General features: G+C 68.8%; 28 protein-coding genes and 2 pseudogenes. 15 read left to right on the top strand and 15 right to left on the bottom strand.

Annotated elements, in window-relative coordinates:
- Positions 1–136: 136 nt before the first annotated feature.
- Positions 137–811 (bottom strand): Crp/Fnr family transcriptional regulator, encoded by a 675-nt coding sequence (locus tag AB0N89_RS37205; RefSeq protein WP_003081747.1) that lies wholly within the window; start codon positions 809–811, stop codon positions 137–139.
- A 160-nt stretch (positions 812–971) separates the two neighbouring features.
- On the bottom strand, positions 972–1,223 hold the full coding sequence (locus tag AB0N89_RS37200) for a hypothetical protein (protein ID WP_005166943.1): 252 nt from the start codon (positions 1,221–1,223) through the stop codon (positions 972–974).
- A gap of 237 nt (positions 1,224–1,460) precedes the next feature.
- Here AB0N89_RS37200 and nth point away from each other — a divergent pair, with 237 nt between their 5' ends.
- From nth to AB0N89_RS37180, 4 genes are read left to right on the top strand one after another with little or no spacing between them, the layout of a single operon-like run.
- Positions 1,461–2,144 carry an endonuclease III gene (gene nth / locus AB0N89_RS37195; protein ID WP_364215119.1) on the top strand — a complete coding sequence of 228 codons (684 nt, stop codon included), beginning with the start codon at positions 1,461–1,463 and terminating at the stop codon, positions 2,142–2,144.
- A complete protein-coding gene (locus AB0N89_RS37190; RefSeq protein WP_364215116.1) occupies positions 2,141–2,737 on the top strand; it encodes a TlpA disulfide reductase family protein in 597 nt (198 codons plus the stop codon). Before nth ends, AB0N89_RS37190 begins: the two co-directional genes overlap by 4 nt.
- Positions 2,734–3,441, top strand: a complete 708-nt coding sequence (locus AB0N89_RS37185) for a CoA pyrophosphatase (protein WP_364215113.1) — start codon at positions 2,734–2,736, stop codon at positions 3,439–3,441. Before AB0N89_RS37190 ends, AB0N89_RS37185 begins: the two co-directional genes overlap by 4 nt.
- A gap of 6 nt (positions 3,442–3,447) precedes the next feature.
- Positions 3,448–4,632 carry a MarP family serine protease gene (locus AB0N89_RS37180; RefSeq protein ID WP_364215110.1) on the top strand — a complete coding sequence of 395 codons (1,185 nt, stop codon included), beginning with the start codon at positions 3,448–3,450 and terminating at the stop codon, positions 4,630–4,632.
- A 5-nt stretch (positions 4,633–4,637) separates the two neighbouring features.
- Here the strand turns inward: AB0N89_RS37180 and AB0N89_RS37175 are convergent, their stop codons facing one another.
- Genes AB0N89_RS37175 through nhaA form a run of 4 tightly spaced genes read right to left on the bottom strand, consistent with a single transcriptional unit; the run spans position 4,638 to position 7,734 of the window.
- Positions 4,638–5,054, bottom strand: coding sequence for a DUF1992 domain-containing protein (locus AB0N89_RS37175; protein ID WP_364215107.1), 417 nt, complete (start codon positions 5,052–5,054; stop codon positions 4,638–4,640).
- A complete protein-coding gene (locus AB0N89_RS37170) occupies positions 5,051–5,974 on the bottom strand; it encodes an alpha/beta hydrolase (RefSeq protein ID WP_364215104.1) in 924 nt (307 codons plus the stop codon). Before AB0N89_RS37170 ends, AB0N89_RS37175 begins: the two co-directional genes overlap by 4 nt.
- 14 nt (positions 5,975–5,988) lie before the next feature.
- On the bottom strand, positions 5,989–6,483 hold the full coding sequence (locus AB0N89_RS37165; protein ID WP_364215101.1) for a phage holin family protein: 495 nt from the start codon (positions 6,481–6,483) through the stop codon (positions 5,989–5,991).
- 48 nt (positions 6,484–6,531) lie between these two features.
- The gene (nhaA, locus tag AB0N89_RS37160) at positions 6,532–7,734 is read right to left on the bottom strand and encodes a Na+/H+ antiporter NhaA (protein ID WP_364215098.1); all 1,203 of its coding nucleotides are present in this window, start codon (positions 7,732–7,734) and stop codon (positions 6,532–6,534) included.
- A gap of 207 nt (positions 7,735–7,941) precedes the next feature.
- Here nhaA and AB0N89_RS37155 point away from each other — a divergent pair, with 207 nt between their 5' ends.
- Positions 7,942–9,402 carry a peptide MFS transporter gene (locus AB0N89_RS37155; RefSeq protein WP_364215095.1) on the top strand — a complete coding sequence of 487 codons (1,461 nt, stop codon included), beginning with the start codon at positions 7,942–7,944 and terminating at the stop codon, positions 9,400–9,402.
- Between the two features lie 166 nt (positions 9,403–9,568).
- Here the strand turns inward: AB0N89_RS37155 and AB0N89_RS37150 are convergent, their stop codons facing one another.
- Together AB0N89_RS37150 and AB0N89_RS37145 are read right to left on the bottom strand one after the other, a co-directional pair.
- The gene (locus AB0N89_RS37150; protein ID WP_364215092.1) at positions 9,569–10,285 is read right to left on the bottom strand and encodes a VIT family protein; all 717 of its coding nucleotides are present in this window, start codon (positions 10,283–10,285) and stop codon (positions 9,569–9,571) included.
- Positions 10,286–10,389: 104 nt separating this feature from the next.
- Positions 10,390–10,941: a dihydrofolate reductase family protein gene (locus AB0N89_RS37145; protein ID WP_364215089.1), complete on the bottom strand. Its 552-nt coding sequence runs from the start codon at positions 10,939–10,941 to the stop codon at positions 10,390–10,392.
- A 124-nt stretch (positions 10,942–11,065) separates the two neighbouring features.
- Between AB0N89_RS37145 and AB0N89_RS37140 the strand changes: the two are divergent.
- Positions 11,066–11,915 (top strand): annotated as a pseudogene (locus AB0N89_RS37140) (sigma-70 family RNA polymerase sigma factor).
- On the opposite strand, the gene AB0N89_RS37135 reads toward AB0N89_RS37140, so the two are convergent.
- Entirely contained in the window at positions 11,912–12,592 is a 681-nt protein-coding gene (locus AB0N89_RS37135; protein ID WP_364215086.1) for a DUF2848 domain-containing protein, read from the bottom strand. The pseudogene AB0N89_RS37140 and the gene AB0N89_RS37135 overlap by 4 nt on opposite strands.
- 107 nt (positions 12,593–12,699) lie before the next feature.
- Between AB0N89_RS37135 and AB0N89_RS37130 the strand changes: the two genes are divergently transcribed.
- Together AB0N89_RS37130 and AB0N89_RS37125 are read left to right on the top strand one after the other, a co-directional pair.
- Positions 12,700–14,007 carry an MFS transporter gene (locus AB0N89_RS37130; RefSeq protein ID WP_364215083.1) on the top strand — a complete coding sequence of 436 codons (1,308 nt, stop codon included), beginning with the start codon at positions 12,700–12,702 and terminating at the stop codon, positions 14,005–14,007.
- Positions 14,004–14,339, top strand: coding sequence for a cupin domain-containing protein (locus tag AB0N89_RS37125; protein WP_364215080.1), 336 nt, complete (start codon positions 14,004–14,006; stop codon positions 14,337–14,339). The genes AB0N89_RS37130 and AB0N89_RS37125 overlap by 4 nt, the downstream gene beginning before the upstream one ends.
- 57 nt (positions 14,340–14,396) lie before the next feature.
- On the opposite strand, the gene AB0N89_RS37120 is transcribed toward AB0N89_RS37125, so the two are convergent.
- The 3 genes from AB0N89_RS37120 to AB0N89_RS37110 all read right to left on the bottom strand — a co-directional run bounded on the left by AB0N89_RS37120 (position 14,397) and on the right by AB0N89_RS37110 (position 17,704).
- Positions 14,397–14,891, bottom strand: a complete 495-nt coding sequence (locus AB0N89_RS37120) for a DUF6319 family protein (protein WP_364215077.1) — start codon at positions 14,889–14,891, stop codon at positions 14,397–14,399.
- Positions 14,892–15,054: 163 nt separating this feature from the next.
- Complete coding sequence (gene acs, locus AB0N89_RS37115; protein WP_364215074.1) at positions 15,055–17,025, bottom strand: acetate--CoA ligase; 1,971 nt, start codon at positions 17,023–17,025, stop codon at positions 15,055–15,057.
- A gap of 100 nt (positions 17,026–17,125) precedes the next feature.
- A complete protein-coding gene (locus AB0N89_RS37110; protein WP_364215072.1) occupies positions 17,126–17,704 on the bottom strand; it encodes a GNAT family protein in 579 nt (192 codons plus the stop codon).
- A gap of 115 nt (positions 17,705–17,819) precedes the next feature.
- Here AB0N89_RS37110 and AB0N89_RS37105 point away from each other — a divergent pair, with 115 nt between their 5' ends.
- The 5 genes from AB0N89_RS37105 to AB0N89_RS37085 all read left to right on the top strand — a co-directional run bounded on the left by AB0N89_RS37105 (position 17,820) and on the right by AB0N89_RS37085 (position 23,067).
- Positions 17,820–18,317: a phosphoribosyltransferase gene (locus AB0N89_RS37105; RefSeq protein ID WP_126730058.1), complete on the top strand. Its 498-nt coding sequence runs from the start codon at positions 17,820–17,822 to the stop codon at positions 18,315–18,317.
- Positions 18,314–19,045 (top strand): oxidoreductase, encoded by a 732-nt coding sequence (locus tag AB0N89_RS37100; protein ID WP_364215069.1) that lies wholly within the window; start codon positions 18,314–18,316, stop codon positions 19,043–19,045. The genes AB0N89_RS37105 and AB0N89_RS37100 overlap by 4 nt, the downstream gene beginning before the upstream one ends.
- 88 nt (positions 19,046–19,133) lie before the next feature.
- Entirely contained in the window at positions 19,134–19,892 is a 759-nt protein-coding gene (locus AB0N89_RS37095; protein WP_364215066.1) for a 3-hydroxybutyrate dehydrogenase, read from the top strand.
- Positions 19,893–19,915: 23 nt separating this feature from the next.
- Complete coding sequence (locus AB0N89_RS37090) at positions 19,916–21,235, top strand: MFS transporter (RefSeq protein WP_364215063.1); 1,320 nt, start codon at positions 19,916–19,918, stop codon at positions 21,233–21,235.
- Positions 21,232–23,067, top strand: a complete 1,836-nt coding sequence (locus tag AB0N89_RS37085) for a GAF domain-containing protein (protein WP_364215060.1) — start codon at positions 21,232–21,234, stop codon at positions 23,065–23,067. The genes AB0N89_RS37090 and AB0N89_RS37085 overlap by 4 nt, the downstream gene beginning before the upstream one ends.
- On the opposite strand, the gene AB0N89_RS37080 is transcribed toward AB0N89_RS37085, so the two are convergent.
- The gene (locus tag AB0N89_RS37080) at positions 23,045–23,629 is read right to left on the bottom strand and encodes a nitroreductase family protein (RefSeq protein WP_364215057.1); all 585 of its coding nucleotides are present in this window, start codon (positions 23,627–23,629) and stop codon (positions 23,045–23,047) included. The genes AB0N89_RS37085 and AB0N89_RS37080 overlap by 23 nt on opposite strands.
- Before the next feature lie 4 nt (positions 23,630–23,633).
- Positions 23,634–24,905, bottom strand: coding sequence for a tannase/feruloyl esterase family alpha/beta hydrolase (locus AB0N89_RS37075; RefSeq protein ID WP_364215055.1), 1,272 nt, complete (start codon positions 24,903–24,905; stop codon positions 23,634–23,636).
- A 118-nt stretch (positions 24,906–25,023) separates the two neighbouring features.
- On the opposite strand from AB0N89_RS37075, the gene AB0N89_RS37070 reads away from it, so the two are divergent.
- Positions 25,024–25,878 (top strand): PHB depolymerase family esterase, encoded by an 855-nt coding sequence (locus tag AB0N89_RS37070; protein WP_364215052.1) that lies wholly within the window; start codon positions 25,024–25,026, stop codon positions 25,876–25,878.
- Here the strand turns inward: AB0N89_RS37070 and AB0N89_RS37065 are convergent.
- Positions 25,855–26,004 (bottom strand): annotated as a pseudogene (locus AB0N89_RS37065) (helix-turn-helix domain-containing protein); the annotation flags it as partial. The gene AB0N89_RS37070 and the pseudogene AB0N89_RS37065 overlap by 24 nt on opposite strands.
- 32 nt (positions 26,005–26,036) lie before the next feature.
- On the opposite strand from AB0N89_RS37065, the gene AB0N89_RS37060 reads away from it, so the two are divergent.
- Positions 26,037–26,273 (top strand): hypothetical protein, encoded by a 237-nt coding sequence (locus AB0N89_RS37060; protein ID WP_364215049.1) that lies wholly within the window; start codon positions 26,037–26,039, stop codon positions 26,271–26,273.
- The last annotated feature ends 364 nt before the right edge of the window (positions 26,274–26,637 follow it).

Here is a 26,637-nt window from a genome sequence, read left to right as displayed (position 1 = left end):
GGGGGGGGGGGGCGGGGGGCGGGGGGGGGGGGGGCGCGCGCTACCCCCCCCCCCCCCTAGTGTCATTAATGGGTCGTTCAGGACGAAAAACGTCCTGAACGACCCTTTCATGACATCCGGGTCTGGCGAGAAAGATCTAGCGGGCGCGGCGGGCCAGGCGTTCCGGGTCCAGGATCAGGACGCTCTTGCCTTCGAGCCGCAGCCAGCCGCGGTGCGCGAAGTCGGCGAGAGCCTTGTTGACGGTCTCGCGCGAAGCGCCGACGTACTGGGCGATCTCTTCCTGCGTCAGGTCGTGCGTGACCCGCAGCAGACCGGCTTCCTGGCTGCCGAAACGCTGCGCGAGCTGCAGCAGCGCGCGCGCCACCCGGCCGGGGACGTCGGTGAAGATCAGCTCGGCGACCATGTTGTTCGTCCGGCGCAGCCTGCGGGCGACGACGCGCAGTAACTGCTCCGCGATTTCCGGACGGGTGGAGATCCACTGCCGCAGCGCCGGGCGGTCCATCGTCACCGCGCGGACCTCGGTCACGGTCGTCGCGCTGGACGTCCGCGGGCCGGGGTCGAAAATGGACAGTTCGCCGAACATGTCGGACGGGCCGAAGATGCCCAGCAGGTTCTCGCGGCCGTCGGGTGACTTGCGGCCGATCTTCACCTTGCCGGACTGGATGATGTAAAGCTTGTCGCCGGGTTCACCCTCGTTGAAGATGACATGCCCGCGAGGAAACTCCACGGATTCCAAGGTCTGTGCCAGCGCCTCGGCGGCTGCCGGCTCAACACCCTGGAAAATGCCCGCTCGGGCCAGGGTTTCGTCCACCTCGGGTGCCTCCTCATCGAGATACGACGTCGATCCTCATCGGCCGAGGATCGTGTCGTCGATCACTTTTCGCGTCAGTCTAGGTCGTGCGCGCGAGATCGCTCGTCGGCACGCCGCAGGCGCGCGCGGGCCGATGAACGATCTCGCTCGAACGTGGAGCCTAACTCCGCACGCGTCGCGCGCGAAGCCTGGCCGCCTTCCCGCCCAGCCTGCGCAGCCGGAACAGCTCGAGCGCGCGCCCGATGCCGTGCCCGTAGAGGGCCCTGACCTCGTTGGGCTGCGCCTGCTCGAGGAACTCCTCGACTTCGTTCTCCTGCACCGCGACGTGCTTGAGCCTGGTCTCCACGCGTTCCATGAACAGCGCGAAGAACATGATCACCAAGGGGACGAGGATGACGAACCAGACTGTCATGAGCCCTGCCCTGGGAATTCCGAAAAATTGTGCATTACTCCAGATCCTCGCTCATGGCGTCCTCGATCGAAGCGCCGAGGTGGTGCTCTGGCGTGTCGGGCGACGACCGGCGGGTGCTCCCACTGGCTCGTCCGATGGCGCCCGTAGGCTATCGGGGTGCCTCCTGCCCCCACCAATGCCCCCCGTGCGGGGGGTAAGGGTGAAAGCCGGCTCGCATTGGTGAGACGCGCCAGGCGGATGAAGCGTTGCCTCGACGACGAGTTCCCGGACGCGCACTGTGAGCTTGACTTCACCACCCCGCTCGAATTGCTGGTCGCGGTCGTGCTTTCGGCGCAGACCACCGACGTCCGCGTGAATCAGGTCACGCCCGCGCTCTTCGCGCGCTACCGGACCGCCGCGGACTACGCCGGCGCCGACCGCGCCGAACTCGAGGAGTACCTCCGGCCGACGGGCTTCTTCCGCGCCAAGGCGAACTCCGTGCTCGGGCTCGGCGCCGCGCTGGTGGAGCGCTACGACGGCGAGGTGCCCGGCAAGCTGAAGGACCTCGTCACGCTGCCCGGTGTCGGCCGCAAGACGGCCAACGTCGTGCTCGGCGACGCCTTCGGGGTCCCCGGGATCACTGTCGACACCCATTTCGGCCGCCTGGTCCGCCGCTGGGGCTGGACCGAGGAGGAGGACCCGGTCAAGGTCGAGCACGCCGTCGGCGAGCTGATCCCGCGCAAGGAGTGGACGCTCCTGTCACACCGGACGATCTTCCACGGCCGTCGCGTCTGCCACGCCCGCAAACCCGCCTGTGGCGCCTGTCCGCTGGCGAAGATGTGCCCGTCGTACGGAACCGGCCCGACGGGCTTCGAAGAGGCCGCGAAGCTGGTCAAGGGCGAAGAACGCGATCACATCCTCGACCTGGCGGCCCGCCGGTGACGAGGGTCACCAAGTTCGCCCTCGCCGCCGCCGTGCTGGTGGTGGCCCTGATCGTCGCTTTGCTCACGACCCGTGACAGCCAGGGCCCGGTCAAGACGTCCGGGGATCTCACGGCCGCCCGGGCGAAGGCCGCGCTCGCGCCTTGCCCGCCGCCCGGACCGGGCGAGGTGGCGAAGCTGCGCGGGGTCGACGTCGAATGCCTCGGCGACGGCTCCCGGGTCGACCTCGCCAAGGTGCTTTCGGGCGGTCCCGTGCTGGTCAACCTCTGGGCGTCGTGGTGCGGGCCGTGCCGCGCCGAACTGCCGCTGCTCCAGGAGTACGCCGCACTGCCCGGTGCCGCGCGGGTGCTGCTGGTCCAGGTCGCGAGCTCCGGGGCCGACGGACTGGCGTTGCTGTCCGAACTGGGGGTCCGGCTGCCGTCCGTGTTCGACGGTGACGGGCAGTCAGGGCCGGCTCGGACGGCACTGAAGGTCCCTGCCTCTCTTCCGGCGACGTACCTGGTCACTGCGGCGGGCGACGTCCGGCTCATCGAGAACCCACGCGTCTTCCTGAACACTGATCAGGTGCGCGCAGCTGTGGAAGGGACACCATGACCGGCCCTCTCGTGGCCCCTGAGGAAGTGCCCGCCTGGTTGCAGCCGCTGGTCAAGATCAGCGGAGACGTCGGCGCGGAGACCTTCAGCCGGTTCAGCGTGCCGCCGGACGCGAGCTACCGGCCCGCGTCCGTCCTGATGCTCTTCGGCGAAGGCCCGCAGGGGCCGGACGTCCTCCTCCAGCGCCGTGCCGACACCCTCGGCTCGCACGCCGGTCAGGTCGCGTTCCCCGGCGGGGGCGCCGAGCCCGGCGACGACGGACCGGTCGGGACGGCCCTGCGCGAAACGGAGGAGGAGACCGGCGTCGTGCCTTCCGGGGTGCTGCCGGTGGCGGTCTTCCCCGAGCTGTTCGTGCCGGTGTCCGGATTCGCCGTGACGCCGGTGCTCGCCTACTGGCGGACGCCGTCCCCGGTGCGCGCCGTCGACCCCGGCGAGACGGCCGCGGTGGCCAGGGTGCCGGTCGCCGAACTCACCGACCCGGCCAACCGGTTCCAGGTCATGCGCGAGGGTTTCGGCTGGAAAGGGCCCGCGTTCGACGTGGGCGGGATGTTCGTGTGGGGCTTCACGGGCGGTCTGCTGGCGATGACGTTGTCGCTCGGCGGCTGGGAACGGGACTGGGACCACGGCGACGTCCGGGACCTTGACGTAGCGTTGGCCGAACATCAGGCGCGGGTCGACGGGCGGCAAGTGCCGGAGAAGGAGTAGGCGCCGGTGAACTGGGTCGACGTACTGGTGATCCTGCTCGCTTTGCTGGCGGGCGTGTCGGGCGCGTTCCAGGGGGTGATCATCGCCCTGCCGTCCCTGGTCGGCGTCGTGCTGGGCGCGCTCGCGGGGATCAAGATCGCGCCGCTGGTCGTGGAACTCTTCGAGCATCCGGCGGCGAAGGTCGCGTTCGCGGTGGCGACCGTGGTGTTCCTGGTCGCGCTCGGCGAGACCCTCGGCGTGTGGGCCGGGCGGAAACTGCGCCAGAAGATCAACCCGGACAAGCTTTCCGGCGTCGACAAGACGCTCGGCGCGGTCGTCCAGGCCGCCGTCGTGTTCGTGGTCGCGTGGCTGATCGCGACGCCGCTCACGGCCGTCTCGGGCGTGCCGGGGCTGGCGAAGTCGATCAACAACTCGGTGGTGCTCGGCGGCGTCAACGACGTCATGCCGGAAGCGGCACAGGGCTTCCCGAGCGAACTGCGGAAACTGCTGGACAAGTCGGGCTTCCCGTCCATTGTGGACCCGTTCCAGAAGCCGAACGTCCCGGACACGAGCCCGCCGGACACCGCGCTGCAGGCGAGCGCGATCGTCAAACAGGTGCACGGCAGCGTCGTGAAGATCCGCGGCAACGCGACCAAGTGCTCGCGGGCGCTGGAGGGCAGCGGATTCGTCATCGCGCCGCAGCGCGTGATGACGAACGCGCACGTCGTCGCGGGCACCGACGAGGTCGCCATCGAGTCGACCTCGGGCAAGTTCCCGGCGCGGGTCGTCCACTTCGACCCCGAGGCCGACGTCGCCGTGCTCGCGGTGCCGCGGCTGCAGGCGCCGGTGCTCCCGTTCACGCCGAAGGTCGCGCGGGCGGGCGACAACGCGATCGTGCTCGGCTACCCGCTCGACGGCCCGTACACCGCGTCACCCGCCAGAGTGCGCGGCCGGATCAACCTGCGCGGGCCGGACATCTACGAGTCGAACACCGTGCAGCGCGACGTGTTCACCGTGCGCGGGCAGGTCCGCAGCGGGAACTCGGGCGGGCCGATGATCAACCCGGACGGCGAGGTCATCGGGGTCGTCTTCGGCGCGGCCGTCGAGGACCCGGAGACCGGCTTCACGCTGACGTCCGAACAGGTGCGGCCGGTGGTGGACACGGCTCCGTCTCTGAGCGCGAACACTTCGACCGGTCCCTGCGCCAACTGAGGGGATCACGAGTCCGAGGGGAGGCCTTCGCGCCAAGAAACGACGGTCTCCTCCACGTCCACCGGACGGGCCCGCAGCACCGGACCGCCGGCCGGTCGCCGGTGCTCGGCGCGGATCCGTTCGTTCAGGTCCTCGACGATCTCCCGCACCCGCGCCTCCCGGCGCACCCGGGCCAGCCGTGCCGGCAGGTCTTCGAGTTCCTTCGCGATCGCCAGCGACGGCGGCAGCAGTGCCGAAACGTCGTGCCCCTCCGCACGGACCTTGTTCACCACCCAGGCCAGGGCCGTGTCCTTGCCGTCGGTCTTCGGCAACGGCTTCCCCGCGCCGGGAAGGTCGTCGAACTCGCCCTTCGCCTCCGCGGCGCTGACCTGCCGATCCACCCAGGACTCGAACGACACGCCCGTCGGTTTGCGCTCGGTCATGCCTCCAGGATACGGAGAAACTCCAGCAAGGCGGCCGAAGTGCGCTCCGGGGCCTCCAGATGCGGGAAGTGCCCGATGCCGGGCCAGCGTTCGAGACGGGCGTCCGGAGCCCAGCGCCGCGACGCCGCCGCGGTGTCGGGCAGGACGCACCGGTCCTCCTCGCCGTGCAGTTGCAGCACTCGGGGAGCGAAGCGGCCTCGCAGTGCTTCGCCGAACCGGCGGCCTTCGCCGCGGAACTGCGCGCGGAACGCCCAGCGGTAGTACTCCAGCGCGCTGTGCGGCACGCCCGGCACGAGCATCGCCTGCCGGAACGCCCGCACGGCTTCGGCGAAGTCCGGAGTTTCCGTCCATTGTGGACCGGACCAGTCGCGGAACAGCTCCTCGACGGCGAGCGCGTCGTTCTTGACCAGCCATTTCTCCGGCGCCATCGGCACCTGGAAGCGGAACAGATGTCCCGACGCCCGCAGCTGTCCCGGCCGCTTGACGGCCCGACGCAACGCCAGCGGGTGCGCGCCGCCCAGCACCGTCACCGAGGAGACCAGCCGGGGGTGCAGCGCGCCGACCGTCCACGCGAGCATGCCGCCCCAGGCATGTCCGACGAGATGGGCCTTGCGCGCGCCGAGTGACTTGATCAGCCCGCCGACGTCGCCCGCGAGCGTCCAGGCGTCGTAGCCGCGCGGGGGTTTGTCCGAGTCGCCGTAGCCGCGCAGATCCACCGCGACCGCGCGGAATCCGGCGTCGGCGAGCGCGGTCAGCTGGTGATGCCAGGTCCACCAGAACTCGGCGAACCCGTGCAGCAGCACGACCAGCGGCCCGTCACCCTGTTCGGCGACGTGCAGGCGGATGCCGTTCGCCGAGACGTCACGATGGATCCACGGCCCGTCGATCCGGACGATCGACGGATCCGGTGTCGCCCGCACCGACTCGAAAACCGTCAGTCGCGGTCCGCGGGCGCGTCTTCGTGCCGCGGCTTGAAGGCGGCGGCGGTGTCCTTGAAGCTGTTGATCGTGCGCTCCGGCGCCTTGATCTTCTTCACCTTGCGGTAGCCGAGGAAGCCCGCGACCGCCGTCGAGACGAGCATCAGCCCGAACACGATCGCGAACGCCGCCCAGCGCATCAGCCACTCCGACAGCAGCTCGCCGAGGAAGAAAAAGAAGAAGAACGAGCTGTACAGCCCGATGACCAGCGCGACCAAGAAGAAGATGGCGCCCTTGAGGCCCTTCTTCGCCTCCGCGACGACCTCGGACTTGGCCAGCTCGACCTCGGCGCGGATCAGCGTCGAGACGTGCTGTGTGGCATCGCCGACGAGTTTCCCGAGGGACTGCTCGCTCGCTACCACGTCGTCATCGCTCGACAGGGGGAGGTAGGGCACGGCCCCCACGCCGTCGGGGCCGGTACGTTCGTGCTTGGGGCTGCTCACACCGGCCATCGTGCCACGTGCCCTCATCCCGGGCGCGGCGGACCGGCGAGTGTCGCGCTAGAGATCCTCTCGCGCGTGTACGCGGCTCCGGTGCAGCAGCATCGCGGCGGCCGTCAGCGACGCGATGCCCGAGGCGATCAGCACCGCCGCCTTCGCCAGTTCGACGGCTTCCCCGTCGAGCGCGAGGTCGGCTATCAGCAGACTCACCGTGAACCCGACACCGCCGAGCATCGACAGCGCGCCGATGTCCCGCCAGCCCATGCCCCGGGGTTTCTCCGCGAGTTTGAACTTCACCGCGAGCAGGCTGGCGCCGAAGATCCCGATCAGCTTCCCGCCGACCAGCCCGATCAGCACGGCCAGCGGCAACGCCGTGGTGAACACCGCGCCGAGCGACTCGCCGTCCACTTTGATCCCGGCGGCGAACAGCGCGAACAACGGCACGGCGACCGCGGCCGACCACGGCTGGAGCCGGTGTTCGAGCCGGATCGCGGGCGAGTGCTCCTCGCCCTCGTCGGCGCGGACGCGGGTCAGCAGGCCGAGCGCGACGCCGGCGATGGTGGCGTGGATGCCCGCCGAGTGCACCGCGACCCAGGTGATCAGGGCCAGCGGCACGTAGATCCAGGCACTGCGGACGCGGCGGTGCTGGAGGTAGGCGTAGAGCGCGAGAGCGGCGACGGCGACGCCCGCGGCGACGAGGTCGAACTTCGCGGTGAACAGGATCGCGATGACGAGGATCGCGCCGAGGTCGTCGACCACCGCCAGCGAGAGCAGGAAGACGCGGGCGCTGCTCGGCAGGTTCGACGCGGTCAGCGCGAGGACGCCGAGCGCGAACGCGATGTCCGTCGCGACCGGGATGGCCCACGCGCGTTCGATGCCCGGCGTTCCCCAGCCGACGGACAGCGCGACCAGCGCCGGGACGATCATGCCGCCGATCGCGGCGACCACCGGCAGGATCGCCTGTTTGAACCGGGACAGCTCGCCGACCACGAGTTCGCGTTTGAGTTCGAGCCCCGCGACGAAGAAGAACAGCGCGAGCAGGCCGTCCTTCGCCCAGTCGCCGATCGTCAGATTCAGGTGGAGGAATTCGGGGCCGAGCCGGAAATCGCGGATCGCGCGGTAAAGGTCGTCGATGGGCGAATTCGCCCAGAGCAGGGCGATCGCGGTGGCACCGAGCAGGATCAGCCCGCCGGTGGTTTCGGTGCGGAGATAGCGGGCGAAGTCGGCGACGACGGCTTTCGCGGGACGATTGGGGCCGGACACGGCATCCTCCGGATTTCGGCGACAACGAATACTGTTGCCGACCAGGCTTCCCGGCGCACCTTGACGTCATTTTAACGCCTGGAGCTGCGGATTTCTCCCCATCATGACGACGGCCACAAGATCCATCCGGACGTCGGTGTCAGTTCCACATGCTGGACTTCTAGCATGTGAGCGGAAAACGACAACGATGTCTTCGATAAGGACGGCATGGTGAGTACCTCTACCGAGGTCCAACAAGACACGAGGTTCTTCGGGCACCCACGAGGGCTGGCGAACCTCTTCGGCGTCGAGATGTGGGAGCGGTTCTCGTACTACGGGATGCTCGGCATCCTCCCGATCTACCTTTACTACGAAGTCAGTCAGGGTGGCCTCGCGCTGCCGAAGGCCGCTGCGCTCGGCATCGTCGGCGCGTACGGCGGCATGGTCTACCTGTCGGCGGTGATCGGCGCCTGGGTCGCGGACCGCGTGCTCGGCTCCGAACGGACGCTGTTCTACAGCGCCATCCTGATCATGATCGGTCACGTCAGCCTGGCCGTGCTGCCGGGATTGGCGGGTATCGGCGTCGGTCTCGTCTGCGTCGCCGTCGGCAGCGGCGGGCTGAAGTCCAACGCCACGGCCATCGTCGGGACGCTGTACGCGCCCGGCGACGAGCGCCGCGACGGCGGTTTCACGATCTTCTACATGGGCGTGAACGTCGGTGGTTTCGTCGGGCCGCTGCTGACCGGGCTCGCGCAGAGCGAGATCGGCTTCCACGTCGGCTTCGGGCTGGCCGCGTTCGGTATGGCGCTCGGCCTGATCCAGTACACGATCGGCCGCAAGAACCTCGGCGAGAAGGCGAGCGAGGTCCCGAACCCGCTGCCCGCCTCGAAGCGTCCGCTGGTCTTCGGCGGCACCGCGGTGGGCATCGCGGCGATCGTGCTGCTCGTGGCCTTCGGCGTGATCAACCCGGAGAACCTGGTCGACGTCGTCGTCTGGGCCGTCGCGATCATCTCGGTGATCTACTTCGTGGTGATCATCACCAGCAAGAAGATCACCTCCGAAGAGCGCAGCCGGGTGTACTCGTTCATCCCGATGTTCATCGCGAGCGCCGCGTTCTTCTCGCTGTACCAGCAGCAGTTCACCGTGGTCGCGGCCTACACCGACGAACGGCTGAACCGGACGATCTTCGGCTGGGAGATGCCGGTCGCCTGGGTCAACTCGATCAACCCGGTGTTCATCATCCTGTTCGCCCCGGTGATCGCGGCGATCTGGACGAAGCTCGGTCCGCGGCAGCCGTCCTCGCCGGTCAAGTTCGTGCTCGGCACGGTCACGATGGGTGTGGCGTTCCTGCTGTTCCTCCCGATGGTCGGCAGCGGCAAGAACGCGAGCCCGCTGCTCGCGCTGGCCGGCATCCTGTTCGTGTTCACCATGGCGGAGCTGATGCTTTCGCCGGTCGGCCTCTCGCTGTCGACCAAACTGGCGCCGGAGGCGTTCCGGACGCAGATGGTGGCGCTGAACTTCCTGTCCATCTCGCTCGGCACGGCGATGTCCGGGAAGCTCGCCGAGTACTACACCGTGGAAGACGAAGCGCCGTACTTCAGCATCGTCGGCGGTGTGGCCATCGTGGTCGGTGTGGCGCTCCTGGTGGCGACGCCGATGATCCGCAAGCTGATGAAGGGCGTTCACTGACGCTCTCTTCCCGCGCCGACGGGCGACCCCCGGAGGTGCTGAAAGGGCCCTTCACCGCATAGGAAGCGGTGAAGGGCCCTTTCGTCGCGTACTGCCTGCGGTGGGGGTCGCGACCTGCTCGTGATCGAAGGCGTGACTCGCGTGATCAGACGGCGAACTCACGTGATCAGCCGACGGTGGTCCCGAAGAGCACGCCGACGTAGTACGTCACCAGCATCGTCAGCGCGCCAACGCCGACGTTTCGCGCGATCGCCCGGCCCACGCGGGCGTCACCGAGTTTCGCGCTGATGAACCCGGTCAGTGCCAGGCCGACCACGACCGCCGCCGCGCAGGCCCAGACCCGCGCCGAGGTCGACGTCCACACGATCGACAGCAGTGGCAGCAGCGCGCCGACGGTGAACGCCACCAGCGAGGCCCAGGCCGCCTGCCACGGACTGGTCAGATTGTCCGGATCGATGCCGAGTTCGGCCTCCGCGTGCGCTTGCAGCGCGTCCTTTTCGGTCAGTTCGCGGGCGACCTTGGCGGCGAGTTCCGCGGAAAGGCCCTTCGCCTCGTAGATTTCCGCGAGTTCCCGTTCTTCGGCCTCGGGCATCTCCTTCAGTTCGCGTTTTTCCAGCCGCAACTGCGCGCGTTCGGTGTCGCGCTGCGTGCTCACCGAGACGTATTCGCCACCCGCCATGGAAAGCGCGCCGGCGACCAGTCCCGCGATTCCCGCGGTCGCGATCGCGGTGGAGTCGGTGGTCGCGCCCGCGACCCCGACCACGATGCCCGCCACCGAGACGATCCCGTCGTTCGCGCCGAGGACCCCGGCGCGCAGCCAGTTCAGTTTGCCGCTCAGATCCGCGTGCGGTTCGTGGAGATGTGTGGATACGGTTTCCGTCACCTTTTCAGTGAAACATGGAGAACGGGAATCTGCGAGAGGAAATCGTTTCGGTAAATGCAGGCAATCCTTATTGACTATTGCCTTGCCTAAGTCCGCGAACCGCTTCAGTCGGTCCGGTAGCGCAGCAGTGCGGCGGCACCGTTCTGTTCGGTCGAGACCAGGCGCAGGTCGCACGGGGCGTCGAACAACCGCCGCCCGGTGCCGAGCACAGTCGGGAAGACGAGCAGCCGGTATTCGTCGACAAGTCCTTCCGCGGCCAGGGTTCGCGCGACGTCGATGCTGCCGAGGACGATCACGTCGCGTTCCTCGCGCAGCCGCCTCGTCTCCTCGGCGAGATCCCCGGAGAGGACCGACGAGTTCCGCCAGGCGCCGACATCGGTGAGCGTGCGCGAGGCGACCACCTTGGTCGCGTCGTTCATCCTGGTCGAGAACTCGTCGGTCCGGCCGGGCCACAGCTTCGAGAACAGCTGCCAGGTTCCCCTGCCCAGCAAGAGCGCGCCCGTTTCGAGCTTGGTGCCCAGTTTGAACTTGTCGCCCGCGACCGCTTCGGGCCCGTGCCGGAACGCCCAGCCGCCGTGCGGGGTCCCGCCCGAGCCGTCGGGGTCCTCGACGACTCCGTCGAGAGTGGTGAATTCGATGACGATGACGTTGTTCATGGCGGTACATACCGGGGCGGGATCCGGAACTCATCGGTGGCGTGGGAAGAATTTCGGCTAATCTCCCGCGGTGGACATCGACACCGCTCCCTACCGGCGCGAACTGGTCGTGCACTGCTACCGGATGCTGGGTTCGATCCACGACGCCGAGGACCTCGTCCAGGAAACCCTTCTGAGGGCTTGGAAGGCTCGCGACAAATACGACGAAAGCCGCGCCTCGCCGCGCACCTGGCTCTACCGGATCGCGACCAACGTCTGCCTGACGGCCCTCGAAGGGCGGGCGCGCCGTCCGCTGCCGTCGGGGCTCGGCACCGCGAGCGACGATCCGGACACCCCGCTCGTCCCGGACTTCGAGGTGCCATGGCTCCAACCGCTGCCGGGGCACTACCTGAGCGAGGATCCCCTGGTGAGGGCGACGTGACAGTGTCCGGCTGGCGCTGATCGCCGCGATGCAGACGCTGCCGCCGCGCCAGCGGGCCGTGCTCGTCCTGCGTGACGTGCTGGAGTTCAGCGCGGCCGAGGTCGCGGAACAACTCGACATGTCGACGGCCGCGGTCAACAGCGCGCTTCAACGGGCCCGGGCCACGCTGTCCACTCCGAAGGAACCGCGGCGCGGCGAACCGGACCGGGGGATCATCGAGCGCTACGCCAGGGCGTTCGAGGCGGCCGACGTCGACACTCTCGTCACGCTGCTCACCGAGGACGCCGTCCTCGAAATGCCGCCCGTGCCGCTTTGGTACTCCGGGCGCGCCGACTACGGCCGGTTCATCGCCAGGGTCTTCGCGATGCGGGGCACCGGCTGGCGGATGGAGCCCGTGGAGGCCAACGGGCAGCCCGCGCTCGCCGCCTACTGCCCGGACGAGGCGGGCGTGCTCCGTTTGCACACCCTTCAGGTCTTCACGGTCACGTCGTCGGGGATCTCCCACAACGTCGTGTTCCAGGACCAGAAGGTCTTCGAGGCTTTCGGGCTCTAGCCGATCGGTTCGGGCAGCCGCCGCACGGCGTACGCGAGTTCGATCGTCTCGCCGGTCGCCGGGTCGCCGAGTTCCACGCGCCAGGAGTCGGCGAACTGGTCGACGCCGTGCACCATCGGGATCGTGCCCGAGATCAGCACGGTGCCCGGGGCGTACAGGTCGCGTTCGCGCAGCACGTCCAGCCAGTACGACGGCGGCAGCAGCTCCGCGAGCTTCCCTTGCTGGATCAGGGTTTCCCCCGCCCAGGCGGACAACGTGAGCTCGTCGAGCCGGTCTTGGACGTCGACGAGCCGCCAGGCCTTGGCGGCGAGGACGTCGGGGCCGGCGTTCTTGCTCCACGCGACGCCGTGCGCTTCGAGCGCGCGGTCGGTGTGGTCGCAGGCGGCGGTCAGCAGGACGTCCTCGGGCGTCGGCCCGGCGATGACGATGGCCCACTCGGCCTCGCCGGAGGTCTTCCCGTGCTGCACCGGGACCTCTTCGGTCTGGCTCGCCAGGTACGGCGCGACCGGGTAGAGCGCCGGGATCACCGAAGGCGCGGGGACGCCGAGTTCGGCCAGTTCGGCCACGTGGGCGGCGACGTCCTCCTGGCTGCGACCGGCGTATCCGGCGTTCAGCAGCGTGTGGACCTCGGTCCGCCGCTCCTGGCCGTCGGGAAGGGTGAAACGCAGCTCAGGCATCTGTCCTCCGAGATTGGGGGTTGCGCATACAGCTTGTATACAAGGAGTATATCCGCAATTCAACCCCTCCCGGCAGGGTTGCGAACCTCCTACGGACGGATGTGGACATGACCTCACCAGCCGGTGACCGGCGCTCGCTACACAAGGCCTTCGCGGCCAGCCTCTCGGGAACCGCGCTCGAGTGGTACGACTTCGCGGCCTACTCGGTGGCGGCCGCGACGATCTTCGGGCATCTCTTCTTCCCTTCGGAAGACCAGCTCGCGAGCACGATGGCGGCGTTCTCCACCTACGCCGTCGGCTACCTCGCCCGGCCGCTCGGCGGGTTCCTCTTCGGCCGCCTCGGCGACGTGCTCGGCCGCAAGCGCATCCTGGTCATGACCCTCGTGCTCACCGGCGTCGCGACGTTCCTCATCGGTGTCCTGCCGACGTACGAGAGCATCGGCGGCTTCGCGGCGATCCTGCTCGTGGCGCTGCGGTTCGCGCAGGGCGTCGGCATCGGCGGCGAATGGGGTGGCGCCGTCCTGCTGTCGAGCGAGTTCGGGGATCCGGGCAAACGCGGGTTCTGGGCGTCGGCCGCGCAGATCGGCCCGCCCGCGGGCAACCTGCTCGCCAACGGTGTCCTCGCCGTCCTGGCCGCGCTGCTCACCGAGGACCAGTTCAACAGCTGGGGCTGGCGGATCGCGTTCCTGCTGTCGGGCGCGCTGGTCGGGTTCGGCCTGTGGATCCGGCTCAAGCTGGAGGAGACGCCCGTCTTCAAGAAGATCCAGGAGCGGGGCGAGCGTTCGTCGGCGCCGATCTCCGAGGTCTTCCGCACCGAACGCCGCGCGCTCGTCGCGGCCGTGCTGATCCGTGTCTGCCCGGACGTGCTGTACGCGCTGTTCACCGTCTTCGTCCTCACGTACGTCACCACGCACACCGACCTCTCGCGCGGCGCCGGTCTGGCCGCGGTGATGATCGGTTCGGCGTTCCAGCTGGTGCTGATGCCGCTGTTCGGCGCGCTCTCGGACCGGATCTCGCGGCGCAAGCTGTACCTGGTGGCGACCATCGCCGCCGGGATCTGGCCGTTCGTGTTCTTTCCGATGATCGGCGGCGGCTCGTTCGTGATGCTGGCGATCGGCATCGTGCTCGCGCTGGTCATCCACGCCGCGCTCTACGGGCCGCAGGCCGCGCTCGTCACCGAGCAGTTCTCGCCGCGCCTGCGCTACACCGGCAGCTCGCTGGCGTACACCCTCGCCGGCGTGATCGGCGGGGCGCCCGCGCCGCTGCTGTTCACGGCGCTGCTCGCCGGCTTCGACACCTGGGTCGCGATCGGCGTCTACTTGCTCGCGACCGCGGTGGTGAGCGTGATCGGTGTCGTGCTCGCCCGCGATCCGGACCGCGAGGAGGAGGCGGCTGCCATGGAGCCCGCGCGATGACCTGGACGCCGATGTCCACTGTGGAGGGTCTGCCGCTGATCGGCGGACAGGGCCGGTTCCGGACGATCGCGACGGCGGAAGGCGTTCTGGCGTACGAGATCCGCTATCCGGCGGGCGTCGCTTCTCCCGTGCACAGTCACGATCACGACAGCATCGTGTACCTGATCTCGGGTTCGCTGCGCGGCACGCTCGACGGCCGGGAAGTCACACTGGAGGCGGGCGGCGCGCTCGTCCACCCGCGCGGCGTCCCGCACAGCGTCGAGGCCATTGTGGACAGTCAGTGGGTCGAGTTCAAGACGCCGCTGCCCGCGAGGCCGCCGATCGCGGAATGAAAAAACCGGGGCGGACACCGAAATCTCCAGCGTCCGCCCCGGTCGGGAGGAAAGTTCTCAGGCGTCCAGCTCGGCCAGCGCCAGCTTCGCCTTCTCCAGCTCGGCTTCGAGCTGGGCCACCTTCGCGGCCTGCAGCTCGCGGGCGGCGTTGATGACCTCGTCGATCGGGCCCGACAGGTCCGCGTGCAGTTCCTTCGCGGCGCGGGACACGGCGGCGGCCGGGATCTCCAGGCCCTTCGCGACCCACTTGGTGCCGTTCTTGAGCTCGGCCTGCCACTCGCCGTCGGCGGTGCCGGTGACCGTGAGGGTCAGCTCGACGGTGCGGGTCTTCTTCGCGGTCGTGGCGACCTTCGGGCGGCCACGCTTGGGCTTGGGGGACTCGGCCGTGTTCTCTTCGGCGGGGGTTTCCGAAGACGCGGAAGCCTCGGGGGCTTCGGTCTTGGCCTCGGGGGTCTCCGAGGTGGTCTCCGCCTGCGGCGTCGAGTCGACGGGCGCTTCGGTAGCCGCTTCTTCGGACACGGCGTCAGTGCGTGTCAAGGCATCCACGGTCATCGTCGGTGTCGCTCCTTGCCCGGGTATGGGGTGGTACCCGGCACATCCTAGAACAGGCGTTCGAGTGATGCGAACCGGGGTGTGGTAGGCGTGTCGGGTGTCATGAAAGGGGCGTTCAGGACGAAAAGTGTCCTGAACGCCCCTTTCATGACATTGCGAAGGGTTACTCCTCGGACTTGCCGGTCTTCAGGCCCGAAGAGATCAGGTCCATCACCGACGAGTCGGCCAGCGTGGTGACGTCGCCGACCTGGCGGTTCTCGGCGACGTCGCGCAGCAGGCGGCGCATGATCTTGCCGGACCGCGTCTTCGGCAGCTCCTGCACGACCAGGATCTGCCGCGGCTTCGCGATCGGGCCGATCTCCTTGGCGACATGGTTGCGCAGTTCCTGCACGGCCGCCTCGCCGCCGTCGACGGCGTTGCCGCGCAGGATGACGAACGCGACGATGCCCTGCCCGGTGGTCGGGTCGGTCGCGCCGACGACCGCGGCCTCGGCGACCGTCGGATGCGAGACCAGCGCGGACTCGACCTCGGTGGTCGAGATGCGGTGCCCGGACACGTTCATCACGTCGTCGACCCGGCCCAGCAGCCAGATGTCGCCGTCGGCGTCGTACTTGGCGCCGTCGCCGGCGAAGTAGTAGCCCTGGTCGGCGAAGCGCGACCAGTAGGTGTCGCGGAACCGCTCTTCGTCGCCCCAGATGCCGCGCAGCATGCCCGGCCACGGCTTGTCGAGCACGAGGTAACCGCCGCCGCCCTTGCCGACTTCGACGCCCTGGTCGTCGACGACCTTCGCCGAGATGCCCGGCAGTGCCCGCTGCGCGGAGCCCGGTTTCGTGGCGGTGACGCCCGGCAGCGGCGAGATCATGATCGCGCCGGTCTCGGTCTGCCACCAGGTGTCGACGATCGGCGCCGAGTTCGCGCCGACGTTCTCGCGGTACCAGATCCACGCCTCGGGGTTGATCGGCTCACCGACGCTGCCGAGCACGCGCAGCGAGGAGAGGTCGTACTTCTCCGGGATCTCGTTGCCCCACTTCATGAACGTGCGGATCAACGTCGGCGCGGTGTAGTAGATGGAGACCTTGTGCTGCTGGACGATCTCCCAGTGGCGGCCCTCGTGCGGGGTGTTCGGCGTGCCTTCGTAGACGACCTGAGTCGTCCGGTTCGCCAGCGGCCCGTACACGATGTACGTGTGCCCGGTGATCCAGCCGATGTCGGCGGTGCACCAGTAGACGTCTTCGCCGGCCTTGTGGTCGAAGACGTTGTGGTGCGTGTACGCCGCCTGGGTCAGGTATCCGCCGGAGGTGTGCAGGATGCCCTTCGGCTTACCGGTGGTGCCGGAGGTGTAGAGGATGAAGAGCGGGTGCTCGGAGTCGAACGCCTGCGGCGCGTGCTCCGCGGACTGGCCGTCGACCAGTTCGTGCCACCAGAGGTCGCGGCCTTCGGCGATCGGCACCTCTTCGCCGGTGCGGCGGACGACGATGACCTTCTCGACCGATTCGGCGCCTTCGAGCGCTTCGTCGACATTGACCTTCATCGGGGCGGCCTTGCCGCGGCGGTACTGGCCGTCGGTGGTGATGACGATCCGCGCCGCCTGGTCGTCCACCCGGGATCGCAGCGCTGTCGGGGAAAAACCACCGAAGACGACACTGTGCAGAACGCCGAGGCGGGCACACGCGAGCATCGCGAAGATCGCTTCGGGCACCATCGGCATCTGGATGGCGACGCGGTCGCCCGCGACGAGCCCGAGGGACTCGAAGGCGTTCGCCGCCTTGGAAACCTCGTCCTTCAGCTGGGCGTAGGTGATGTCACGGCTGTCGCCGGGCTCGCCGACCCAGTGGATGGCGACCTGGTCGCCGTGGCCGTCGACGACGTGGCGGTCGACGCAGTTGTACGCGACGTTCAGCTTCCCGCCCACGAACCACTTCGCGACCGGTGCATTGGTCCAGTCCAGCACCTGCGACCACTTCGTGTCCCAGTGGAGCCGCTCGGCCTGCTTGGCCCAGAACGCTTCCCGGTCGGCGTCGGCTTCGGCGTAGAAGTCGGCGGTGGCATTCGCTTGCGCGCTGAAAGCCTCACTCGGGGGGAAGGTCCTGCTCTCCGTGAGCAAATTGTCCAGCGCCGGCGACTGCTCGGTCATGGTGCGATGCCTCCTGTGTTTCGCGTGTCTTCACGCCCGTTGGCACGCTATCGACGTTACGACGCGAAGTAAAAGGTTGCATCGTGGTTGCGGACCGCATTCACACGCTTGAGGACAAAGCGGTACGGACCGCAGGCCATTCTGGTCCGGTCAGGGAGTAGACAACGGTGTCACGGATTGTTCCGTCGGGCCGGACGCGATGCGCGCGCAGCACGCCTTCCCGTCGCGCGCCGAGGCGTTCGATCGCCTTCTGCGACTTCAGGTTGCGGATGTCCGTCTCCCACGAGACGCGGTTCGCGCCGAGATCGTCGAAAGCGTGGCGCAGCAACAGGAGTTTCGACTCGCGGTTGAGCCCGGTCCGCTGCCAAGCGGAACCGATCCAGGTGTACCCGATGGAAATGATCTTGTGGCGCGCGTTCATCGCGTAGAACGACGTCGTGCCCGCGACCTCGCCGGTGCCCGCGTCGACCTGCGCCCAGGCGCGGCGGTCCGGGTCGGCGAGGATGGCGTCGACCATGGCTTCGGCGGCGGCGAGGTCCTGCGGCTGCCGAAGGCTCAGCCAGGTCCAGATCGCCGGGTCGGATCCGGCTTCGAACAGGCCTTTCGCGTGGTGGCGGGTGAGCGGTTCGAGGCGGACGCGTTCGCCGGTCAAGGTCGCGTGGATGTTCCAGTCGGTCACGATCTTGACGGTACGGACGCCAATGGCCTTGCTGGATAGCCAGTTTCGAAGCATTCGAGAAGGCCACTGAGGCGTTGCCTATGCTCGCGGGAACGATCGACGAAGGCGAGGCAGCATGGCCGAGGAGCGGGAAGAGCTCACCTGGGAGTTGTTCGGGACGGCCAGCAGGGAGCTGGCGCAGGCCGTCGCCGACGACGGCTTCGAGCCGGACCTGATCCTGTCGATCGCGCGCGGCGGGCTGTTCGTCGCCGGCGCCCTCGGCTACGCGCTGGACGTCAAGAACCTGCACGTGATGAACGTCGAGTTCTATACCGGGGTGGACCAGCGCCTCGACCTGCCCGTGATGTTGCCGCCGGTGCCGAACGTCGTCGACCTGACGAAGAAGAAGGTGCTCGTCGCCGACGACGTCGCGGACACGGGCGCGACCCTGAAGCTGGTCCGCGACTTCTGCGCCGACCACGTCGCCGAGGTGCGCTGCGCGGTCGTCTACGAGAAGCCGCGCTCCGAGGTCAAGTGCGAGTACGTCTGGAAGCACACGGACCGGTGGATCAACTTCCCGTGGTCGGTGCAGGCGCCGGTGGTGCGGCGCGCGGGCCAGGTGCTGGACGCGTGACGGATCCGCTGAAGCCGCTGCTGGACCTCGAAGGGGTCGCGGCGGCCGCGAAATCGGCGCAGGACGCGGTGTTCGCCGTCCACCGGCTGCCCGCCAACCTGCGCGGCGGCGCGGCGACGGCCGCCGAAGCGTCCGTGCGGTCGGCGCGGGCGTCGGCGGGGATCGAGGGCGCCGCGCCCGAACTGCCGGAATCCGGCGAGGTGACCGACCCTGTGCTGGCGGGCGCGCTGCGCGTCGCGGAAGCGCTGGAGGGCCTGCTCCCGACCTGGCGGCGCGCGCCGCTGCAGACGTTGGCGCGCCTGCACGTTCTCGCCGCGTCCGACCTGGTGACGGACCTCGACGCGCTCGGGCGGCCGCGGTCGTCCGGTGACGTCGGGCCGCGGCTGGAGATGCTGGCGCAACTGGTCACCGGGGCGACGTCGGTGCCGGGACCGGTGCTGACCGCCGTCGTCCACGGGGAACTGTTGGCGTTGAAGCCTTTCGGCTCCGCGGACGGTGTCGTCGCGCGGGCGGCGGCGAGGCTTTCGGCGGTGGCGACCGGGCTGGATCCGAAGGCGCTGACGGTGCCGGAGGTCGCGTACTTCCGGCGGGTGCCGAAGTACCTTGAAGCGGCTTCGTCGTTCGCCGAAGGGACTCCCGAAGGCGTCCGGGCCTGGCTGCTCTTTTCGTGTGAAGCCTTCGAGGCGGGCGCCCGCGAGGCGAAGTCCATCTCGGACGCCGCCGGCTGACCCTGGTGGGTTCCCACACGAGATCTTGAGCAGGTGTGGTCAGTGACCACATGGCTTAAGCGGGCCGGGCGACCTAACGTCGTCCGGCATGAGTGGTGCGTATCACAGCGATCTGGCCGGTAAATCCGCGCTGGTCACGGGCGCGGCGAGCGGGATCGGCCTGGCCTGCGCCGAAGCGCTGGCGCGAGCCGGGGCCAAGGTCCACCTCGTCGACATCGACGACGCCGTCGAGAAGGCGGCGGCCGACGTCAACGGCATCGCGCACGTCGCCGACCTCACCGACGACCGGGCCATCGAGACCCTCCCGGCCGAGGTCGACATCCTCGTCAACAACGCCGGCTTCCAGCACATCGCGCCGATCCACGAGTTCCCGCCGGAGACGTTCACCCGGATCCAGGCGCTCATGGTCACCGCGCCGTTCCTGCTGATCCGCCGCGTGCTGCCGTGGATGTACGACCGCGGCCGCGGTCGCGTGATCAACATGTCCAGCGTCCACGGTCTCCGTGCGAGCCCGTTCAAATCCGCGTACGTCACCGCGAAGCACGCGCTCGAAGGCCTTTCCAAGGTCACCGCGCTCGAAGGCGCGGAACACGGCGTGACCAGCAACTGCGTCAACCCCGGCTACGTCCGGACCCCGCTGGTCACCGGGCAGCTCCAGGCGCAAGCCGAAGAACACGGCCTCGAACGCGACGCCGTCATCGAGCAGGTCCTGCTGCGCCGGTCGGCGATCAAGCGGCTCATCGAACCCGAAGACGTCGCCGCCTGCGTGCTCTGGCTGTCCGGCGATCACGCCGCCCATGTCACCGGTACCTCGATCCCCCTCGACGGCGGCTGGACCGCCGCGTGACCCCCCAAGAAAGGAAGTCCCCGGTGACCGCGCAGAACCGTGGCTCGATCGCGAAAGTCGTCAGCGCCAGCCTGATCGGAACGACGATCGAGTGGTACGACTTCTTCCTCTACACCTCCGCCGCGGCGCTGGTGTTCGGCAAATTGTTCTTCCCCACCAACGATCCGCTGACCGGCACGCTGCTCGCGTTCCTGACCTACGCCGTCGGTTTCCTCGCGCGGCCCATCGGCGGGCTGGTGTTCGGGCACTTCGGGGACCGGGTCGGCCGCAAGAAGCTGCTGGTGCTGAGCCTGCTGCTGATGGGCGGCTCGACCTGCGCGATGGGTGTCCTCCCGACCTACGCGACCGTCGGCGTCCTGGCGCCGATCCTGCTGACGCTGCTGCGGCTGGTGCAGGGTTTCGCGCTCGGCGGCGAATGGGGCGGCGCGGTGCTGATCGTCTCCGAACACGGCGACGACAAACGACGCGGTTTCTGGGCGTCGTGGCCGCAATGCGGTGCGCCCGGCGGGAACCTGCTCGCGACGGCGGTGCTGGCGATCCTCGCCGCGACGCAGTCGGACGAGGCGTTCCTCAGCTGGGGCTGGCGGATCCCGTTCCTGCTTTCCGGGGTGCTCGTGGTGATCGGGCTGTGGATCCGGCTCGCGGTCAGCGAGTCACCCGTCTTCCTTGCCGCGCAACAGAAGAACGACACGGCCACGCACGCCCCGGTCGTCGAGGTGTTCCGCAAGAGCTGGCGCGCGGTGCTGATCACCATCGGTTCGCGGATGGCGGAGAACGTCTCCTATTACGTGATCACCGCCTTCATTCTCGTTTACGTCACCACTGGATTGAGTCTGCCGAAATCGGTGGGACTCAACGCGGTGCTCATCGGTTCGGCCGTGCATTTCGTGACCATTCCCTTGTGGGGCATTCTTTCCGATCGCCTCGGCCGTCGTCCGGTCTACCTTTTCGGCGCGATCGGCATGGCGGCGTGGAGTTTCGCGTTCTTCGCGATGCTCGACACGAAGAATTCCGGTGTCATCATTCTCGCGGCGACGATCGGGCTGGTGCTGCACGGCGCGATGTACGGACCGCAGGCCGCGTTCTTCTCCGAACAGTTCCCGACGCGGGTGCGCTACACCGGCCTTTCGGTCGGCGGCCAGCTGTCGTCGATCGCGGCGGGCGCGGTGGCGCCGCTCATCGCGGTCGCGCTGTTCAAGGAGTTCGGCAGCACGGTCCCGGTCTCGCTCTACGTCGTCGCGATGTGCGCGCTGACCGTGATCGCGCTGCTCGCCGCCCGGGAGACCAAGGGCGAGTCCCTGCACTCCGAAGTTCTCACGGAGCGCAGTCACGTGTCAGCATGACCGTTGTGGACAGTTCCGCACAGCTGCGCCGGCTGCTCGAACTGCTCGCCTCCGGGGCGGGCAGCGAGCAGCTGGCGCACGTCCCCGTCGATCCGAAGGCCACCGAGCTGGCGCTGCGGATCCGGGACACCGTCGCCGAGCACCGGCGGCGTGAGGCGGAGCTGGCCGCGCTGTTCGACACCGCCAGCGACCTCGCCCGGCTGGACGATCCGGACGCCGTCCTGCGGTCGATCGTGCGCCGGGCGCGGGCGCTGCTCGGTGTGGACGTCTCGTACCTCAGCCTGAAGAACGAGGCCGAGGGCAACACTTACGTCCGGGTCACCGACGGTTCGGTCTCCGCGCTGTTCCAGGACATCGTGCTGGGCATGGGCGAGGGGCTCGGCGGGCTGGTCGCGCAGACCGCGCGGCCGTACGCGACGGCGGATTACTTCCACGACGAGCGGTTCCACCACACCTCCTCGATCGACACCGGGGTGCTCGACGAGGGGCTGACCGCGATCCTCGGGGTGCCGCTGGCGATCGGCAGCAAGGTCATCGGGGTGCTGTTCGCCTCGGACCGGACGACGCGGGAGTTCAGCGCGGAGGAGGTCGCGCTGCTGTCCTCGCTGGCCGACCACGCGGCGATCGCGCTGGACAACGCGCATCTGCTCGACGAGACGCGCCGCGCGGTCGCCGAGCTGAACGACGCCAACGCGACGATCAGCGCGCACAACGACGCGATGCGCCGCGCCGAGGACGCGCACGACCGGCTGATGGATCTCGTGCTGCGCGGCGGCGACCTGGCCGAGGTCGCCGCCGCGGTCGCGGACGTGCTCGGCGGCGCCATCGCCGTCTACGACGCCGAAGGTGTCGTCCTGGCCAGGACCGGCGGGGAGCTGAGCCTCTCGCGTTCCGCGGTGTCGGCGTCCCGGGCGAGCGGGCGGGCCGTGTCCACTGAGGACGGTTGGCTGTGCGCCGTCCAGGCGGGGCAGGAGTTCCTCGGCAGCCTGGTGCTGGGCGGCGGCCGGTCGCTCGGCGAGGCGGATCGGCGGCTGTTCGAGCGCGCGGGCGTGGTCACCGCGGTCCTGCTGATGCAACGGAGGTCCGTCGCGCGGGCCGAGGACGAGGTGCGCGGGGAGCTGCTGTCGGACCTGCTCACCGCGCCCGGTCGCAATCCCGCCGCGTTGCTGGCGCGAGGACGTCGACTCGGGGTCGATTTGTCGACATCGCACGCGGTGCTGCTCGCGCATTCCGACGACGTCTCGCGGCGGCGGCTGGCCTCGGCGGCCGCCCGGCACGCGGTCCTGGTCGGTGTGCACGCGGACGAGGTCGTCCTGCTCGTGCGCGGGACGGACGCCGGCGCGCTGGCGAGGTCCGTCGCCGCCGAACTCGCGTCCACAATGGACTGCCCGGTGACGGTGGGCGCGGCCGGTCCGGCCACCTCGCCGCGGGAACTCGCCGTCGCGCACGCCGAAGCCGCGCGGTGCGTCGCGTCGTTGCTGGCCCTCGGCCGGGCGGGTGAAGGCGCGAGCATGGCCGACCTCGGTTTCGTCGGGCTGCTCCTCGGTGAGCACGCCGATCTCGGCGCGTACGTGACGGCCGCGATCGGCCCCGTGCTCGACTACGACGAACGCCGCGGCACGGATCTGATCGGCACCCTCCGCGCGTATTTCGCCTGCGGCGGCAATCTGACGAAGGCGAAAGATCAGCTTCACGTGCACGTCAACACCGTCGTGCAGCGGCTGGACCGCATCGCGTCCTTGCTGGGCGAGCACTGGCAGGCGCCCGAGCGCGCGCTGGAACTCCAGCTCGCGCTCAGGCTGCACCGCCTCACCAATGACCGAAACGGATGACTTCCTCGAACTCGCGGCGGGCGATCTTGGTCGCCGAAGAACCGGGTGAGGGGCCGATTTCGGCGCCGTGCCCGAGTGCGACGACGCCGATCGGGTCGTGATCGTCGGGCACCCCGAACTCGCTGTGGAGGCGCTCCACGCTTTCCGGCGCGAGCCCGAAGAACACCGCGCCGAGGTCCTCGTCGACGGCCGTCTGGAGGATCAGCAGCGTCGCCATCCCGGTGTCGACGTCCCAGTACGGCACGCGCCACCACGAGTCGTCACCTTCGGCGAAACCCTTGTCCGGCTTGGCGTAACGGTCGAGGTACGCGTTTTTGACCGAGAGCGGCACGATCGCGACCGGGGCCGTGGTCACGGTTTCCGGTGCCCAGCTGGCCCCGAACTCCCAGAATTTCGCGAGTTCCTCGCCCGTGAGGACGAGGAACCCTTGTCCCTGCGAGAAACCGGCCGAGGGACCCTTCAACGCGTTGCGCAGGATGCGCTGAAGGCTCACCTCGGCGACGGGCTCGTCGGTGAACTTCCGGACCATGCGACGGCGTCGTACGACGTCCTGGAATTCCATACGATCAGCTTAGTGCGCACTCGGTCGCGAGATCGCCGTCTCCACGGGGGATGGTCGCGGAGGCGGGCGGGCGAACGCCGTCGAGCCAGCCTTCGAGAGCGGTGAAGGCGGTCCGGAAACAAGGGCCGATGGGACGCAGCTTGCCGGGGAAGGCGTCGTACAGGCCGTCGACGTGGTTGCCGTCGACGATCCGGTAGTAACGCTGGAGCCCGGCGCGCCCCTGTTCGGCGATCATCCGCTGGTAGACATCGGAATCGCGGGTGATCGGCAGGAGGGTGTCGAGGGTTCCGTGGAGGGTGATCAGCGGTTTGCCGATCCGGCCGGTCAGCGAGATCCGTTCGACCGCACGGTGCACCGACGGCGGGCGAGCGGCGTAGTCGTAGTCGGTCCCGGCGAACGACGGATCGAATTCGGCTTGGTAGATGCGTTGTGTCAGCCCCCAGTAGACGTCGTTGTGGTACTGCCAGAGGAACTCCGAGCCCGGTGCGAATCCGGCGTCGAGGATCTGCTGATGGGCCTGCGCGGAACCGGTGGCATACGCGGGGTAGGCCTTGATCGCGGGCGGCAGGAAGGTGAACAGGTTCGGGCCGTCCTCGTGCCAGAGCGTGCCCTCCCAGTCGATGCCGCCGTCGTAGAGCCACGGCCGGTTCTCGAGCTGCCAGCGGACGAGGTAGCCGCCGTTCGACATCCCGGCCGCGAGGGTGCGGCCGGGCAGGCGTCCGTAGCGGTGCGCCACGGCGGCCTTCGCGGCGATGGTCAGCTGCGTGACGCGCGAATTCCACTCGGCGAGCGCGTCGCCGGGACGCCGTCCGTCGGTGTGGAAGTCCGCGCCGGTGTTGCCTTTGTCGGTCGCGGCGAACGCGTAGCCGGCGGCGAGGACCTGGTCGCCGATCGCGCGGTCGTTCGCGTACTGGCGCCGCACGCCGGGGGAACCCGAGACCACGAGACCGCCGTTCCAGCGATCGGGCAGCCGTAACACGAACTGCGCGTCGTGGTTCCAGCCGTGCGTGGTGTTGGCCGTCGACGTGTCCGGGAAGTAGCCGTCGATCTGGATGCCGGGAACACCCTTGGGCGCGGGGAGTCCGGCCGAGGTGAGCCCGGCCCAGTCCGCCTGGACCGTGTGCCCGGTGACCAGCGTGCCGGTGGTGGTCAGATCGTCCGAACAGGACATTTGTTGTTTCGCCGCGCCGGGAACGCGCACGTTCCCGCAACCGCGCGCCGCCTGGGCGGGGGTGGCCAGGGCCAGCATCATCGCGAGGACCAGAATGAGCCGCATCGGCCGACGGTAAGCGCGGTTCTCGTGTGCCGGTACCGGGCACGACCACACAAAGCGGTCGTTCGCTGTGGTGGTCGTCCACGTGGGAACCCGGCGGCGGCGATTTTAGCCTGAAGTGATGCGAAAACTCCTCATCGGCGCGGTGGTTTCGGCATTGACCCTCTTCCTTTCTACTCCGGCGCAGGCGGCGACGATCCGTCCCGTGACCGGGTTCGGGAGCAATCCCGGCGCGTTGCAGATGTTCGAGTACGTTCCCGACGGGCTGCCGTCCGGACGTCCGGCGGTGGTCGTGCTGCACGGCTGCACCCAGGACGCCGCCGGGTACGCGCGCGGCTCCGGGTGGGTCGGTCTCGCGGACAAGCTGCGCTTCAAACTCGTTCTGCCACAACAGGTTTCGGCGAACAACTTCAACATGTGCTTCAACTGGTTCCAGGCTGGCGACATCAAACGCGGCTCCGGGGAAGCCGAATCGATCGCGCAGATGGCGCGGTATTCGGCCGGAAGCCGGACTTACGTCACCGGGCTGTCCGCGGGCGGCGCGATGACCTCGGTGATGCTGGCGGCGTATCCGGACCTGTTCTCGGGTGGCGGTGTCGTGGCCGGTCTGCCCTACGCGTGCGCGACCTCGATGATCGACGCGTACTCCTGCATGAATCCCGGCAAGGATCTGACCCCGAAGCAGTGGGGCGACAAGGTCCGGGCCGCGGGGACGGGTTCGCGGTCGCCGGTCAGCGTGTGGCACGGGACCGCGGATTACACGGTCGCCCCGCTGAACCTGCGTGAGCTTTCCGAGCAGTGGACGGATGTCGGCGCCGCCGTCGACACGCATTCCGTCGACGGGATGGGGCACGGTCAGCCGATCGCGCCCGGATCCGGTTGCGGGCAGGCGGGGCCGTATCTGCTCGACGTCGGCGTCTGCGCCGCGGCGGAACTCGCGGCGAAGTGGCGGCTAGGCGAGGACGGCGTCCAGTAGGCCGGGGAACCGCTTGTGGACGTCCTCGGTCCGTAGGTCGACCCAGCGGGTCCGGCCCTCGACGAACGTCGTCGTGAGGCCGGCTTCCCGCAGGACCTTCCAGTGGTGGGACAGCGTCGGCGCGCTGGTCCTCGCTGGCTTCGGGGGTGTTCGGCGGGATGCTGATGGTGCCGCAGCAGCACCGGCTGTTCTCGCTGGCGCCCGACGCGCCGACGGTCGCCCTGGGGCTCAACGGTTCCGCGATCTACGGCGGCGGCGCCCTCGGTGCCGCGCTGGGTGGCGTGGTGCTGTCGTCGGCGGGCGTCTGGTGGGTTGGCCCTGTAGCCGCCTTTGTCGCTCTGCTGGGCTTCGCCCTTTCGGTCCCTTCGCGTGGCAGGGTGCCCCAGCCCGCCTGAGCGGGTTGCGACTGTCCATGAAGCACTTCAGAGTGGGTTTGGCGCCCGTTTGTGTGGGAGTCGTGAGTGGCGATTCGGGTTAGAGCCGATCGTGTCTTGAGTACCTACGGTCCGGGGGTTTTCGCGTGACCGCACGGACGACACACGCGACAGCCGCGTCCCCGTCGCGTGTCGTCCGTCCAGTCACGTGTGTCGTCCGTCTGATCACAGGTGTCGTCCATCCGGTCACGCGAAAGTGAGGCAGAGGTGTCGTGAGTGGCGTTTCGGGTTATTGAGGGGTAAGGCAAAGGTGTCCCTGCCCGGGTGTCAAGTCCGTGAAGGCCTCCTTGAGGGACCCTGGGTCCCTCAAGGAGGCCTTCACGGA

This window comes from Amycolatopsis sp. NPDC089917, assembly GCF_040684635.1.
Classification (GTDB): domain Bacteria; phylum Actinomycetota; class Actinomycetes; order Mycobacteriales; family Pseudonocardiaceae; genus Amycolatopsis.
The sequence above is the reverse complement of the archived record's forward strand: the minus strand, read 5'-3'. Positions and strand labels throughout refer to the sequence as shown.